General features: G+C 35.8%; 4 protein-coding genes. All 4 read left to right on the plus strand.

Features of this window, described 5'->3' with window-relative positions; all coding sequences use genetic code 11:
* The coding region (locus ACRD69_RS20030) for an InlB B-repeat-containing protein (RefSeq protein ID WP_430816918.1) at window positions 1–549 on the plus strand (549 nt) is incomplete at its 5' end.
* A gap of 1,011 nt (window positions 550–1,560) precedes the next feature.
* On the plus strand, window positions 1,561–1,710 hold the full coding sequence (locus tag ACRD69_RS20035) for a tyrosine-type recombinase/integrase (RefSeq protein ID WP_430816921.1): 150 nt from the start codon (window positions 1,561–1,563) through the stop codon (window positions 1,708–1,710).
* A gap of 439 nt (window positions 1,711–2,149) precedes the next feature.
* Window positions 2,150–2,593: a hypothetical protein gene (locus ACRD69_RS20040; RefSeq protein ID WP_430816919.1), complete on the plus strand. Its 444-nt coding sequence runs from the start codon at window positions 2,150–2,152 to the stop codon at window positions 2,591–2,593.
* Window positions 2,594–2,781: 188 nt separating this feature from the next.
* A partial coding sequence (locus ACRD69_RS20045; protein ID WP_430816920.1) for a hypothetical protein occupies window positions 2,782–3,017 on the plus strand: 236 nt, incomplete at its 3' end.

Below are 3,017 nucleotides of genomic sequence, written 5' to 3' on the forward strand. Positions count from 1 at the left end.
GTGAATCATGGTTCATCAGCCACAGCACCTGCTAATCCAAGCCGCACCGGTTATGACTTTACCGGTTGGGATGTGGCTTTTGATAATGTGACCTCAGCATTGACCGTAAGGGCTCAATACACTATTAAATCCTATGCTGTACGATTCGAAGATTGGGATGGCGGCGAGCTCAAGACAGAAACAGTAAATCATGGTTCATCAGCCACAGCACCTGCTAATCCAAGCCGCACCGGTTATGACTTTACAGGCTGGGATATAGCTTTTGATAATGTAACAAGCAATTTAACTGTTACGGCGCAATATGGCATAGCTAACAACATTTTGAAAGCAGAAAAGGAACAGTTTCAAATATATCCAAATCCAGCAACAACTTACTTTATTGTTAAAGGAGCAGGTGGACAAACATTAAGTATCTATAATGCGTCTGGTATCTTGATCAAACAAATGACGGATATTGGCGAAGAACAGACCGTCGAAGTAGGAAATCTTCCCAAGGGAATTTATATTGTAAAAGTTGGGTTGGGTGTGCGTAGAATTCTTAAGAATTAGTTTGTTTATAACAGGCATAATAAGCGAGTAGATACTTGAACGGAACCAACTCATGACTAAGGGTGTCGTTAACACACGATACCCTTAGTTTTGAGAAAAACCATTTAAAGAACTCACCAGATCAAATGTATGTAAGACAAAGCTGAAATATTAATTGATAGAAACAGGATTAGTATTATTACTGAATAAAGGGAATTCAAAAATTATTTGGAGAAATTCTCTCACCAAATACTTATTCTATCAAACTCAAATAAACCAAATTAGATAATTTCTATCCACATAACACCCTATACATGATCTGTATGTATAAGGACATAAAAAGAGGCTGAGAAAATCAGCCTCTTTTTTACAAGCGCTCATTAAGAGAAAAAGTTTCATTACAGAATAGCTGCCAATTCGCTTAATAAGCTACCTATCTATCCCTGTTTCTTCCTTAAATACACGTATGTTTATGCTTAGCTTGTTTTGACCTCTTTACAAAACCATTGGGTAATGCCCATGGACCTTTTTAAGGCTCAGTACCACGATTGATTACCTGAGCTTGGAAGTAGGTCAATGAAATTTCTGATGAAGGGATACGTGATTAGATATTCTCACATAAGAGAATTAAGTGACCCATAGTCGGCATAGAACATTGTGGTTAGTGTAGTCTGGCGCTATATGTTATCATTGACAGAGCGAGGATCAGCGAACGACTAATTCTACGTCAGTTACCCAAAGGAGTTTAAGCACAGTATTAAGAAAACAAAAGCCAGAGGCCATCAAGCAATAGCATATTTATTAAGCATAAATGTAAATTATATATACTTATTGACACAGGTGTCAGGAGTAGAACGTTAAATAACCTGAAAGTTATAGGTATAAAATCAGATGACGAACTCAAGTACTTAATGTATCTATACAATTAGCAGCCCGGTATTAATGTTATAGAAGGACAAAAAGGGTCAGGTTTAGCCTTGTTAGTGTTCTGTGTATTGAAAAGTATAGGGTATAAGCCTGTATTGGTATGTAATTAACGCATATATGTTGAGACACACCTTTGTCACCCACCTGCATGACTCATGGATGGATCTCCGGAATACACAAAAGTTAGCCGGGCATTTGAACACCAAGACGACAGAGTTATGTGCCTATATATCAAAAGAGATATTAGTAAATTAAAAAGTCCGCTGGATGACTTGGATGTCTAAAAAAATATAGCTTTTTTTATGATGAGTAAAGCCTTCATGTCATCCTTCATTTGAAAAGCTGGGGCGATGAGCATCCTGAAAGTGTAGTTTAAAGAGATAATAAGATAGGTGTCGTTGGATACAAAATCAGAATACCAGAGGCTTGATGTGCAGTATTGATACATTCAGTATAGATTAAAGCTTACACATTATTGTGACTGAGGAGGCGAAGCTGTATGTTGCAAAAATATATAGTATATATGAAATAGTCATACCATATATCGCCCACTGGCTATATGTAATATATAAAGCATAGTGCCGTATATTGGCGAGTTAGGGCTCATTCAACCATGTGCCTTTACGAACATTCCTCTACATAATGGCAGAACAATAATCTCATTTTTTAAAACAGAGTTTTATTACGATACTATATGAATAATAGAAGTATTAAAGAATTTCTTGAAAATCTTACAGATATAGAGCTCGCAAAACTCTATAAAACAAAATTCAAATCATACTTAAAAGAAAGCCAAGAACTAGTTCTTGAGGAAATTCGCAAGAGAGATCTTACTGAGTTAAATCTTGAAGTTCTTTCAAGAAGAAAAAATAATAAGACTAAACAAAAAGTATACTGTTCAGATTGCAATAGTACTAAGCTTGATATATTAGAAAGAACAGCGAGGCAAGCTTTAGATGAGATAGTTTCAGACAGGGTGGAACACGATGACCTACTATTAAAAGAATTAGTTTGTACTTGCTTGGCATGTGGCAAGATCAATGTTTTTTGGGTCAAAGAGCCTTCATTTTGGAATCGAATAACAGGACATTGGTCACAGAGAATAATTCGTAAAAATAAACGAGCCCTAACACGCTAGTATAAAGCAATTGGCGGCCGAGAGAAATTGGAAGTTAGGTTGGGTAATTGAACACCGCCAAATCTTTGATTTGGCTTTAGAAAATAAAAGGTAAAAACAAATAAAAGATTTGGCTCAGAGAAGTTTTGGAAGGTTTGGTTCGTTAAATTGCCAATCGCTTCATCTAGCCAACCGTTAGCCCCCATTAGATGCAAAGACTTAACGCATTAATATTATTAACGATACTTATTAGTTTTTCCATAAGTGGACAAATTAATGAAAGTATAAAGCAGATTGTTACCAGATACCCTACATCAATTTCTAACTGCGAAAAGATTGCTAAGAGAATAAACTCTGATTTCAATAGCGAACATGACAAGTTAGGAGCTATTTATGTTTGGATTACATCCAATATTTCATACGATGTTAAATCAGCCAATTCAAA

The sequence above is a fragment of the Carboxylicivirga agarovorans genome (assembly GCF_050589845.1).
Classification (GTDB): Bacteria; Bacteroidota; Bacteroidia; order Bacteroidales; family Marinilabiliaceae; genus Carboxylicivirga; species Carboxylicivirga agarovorans.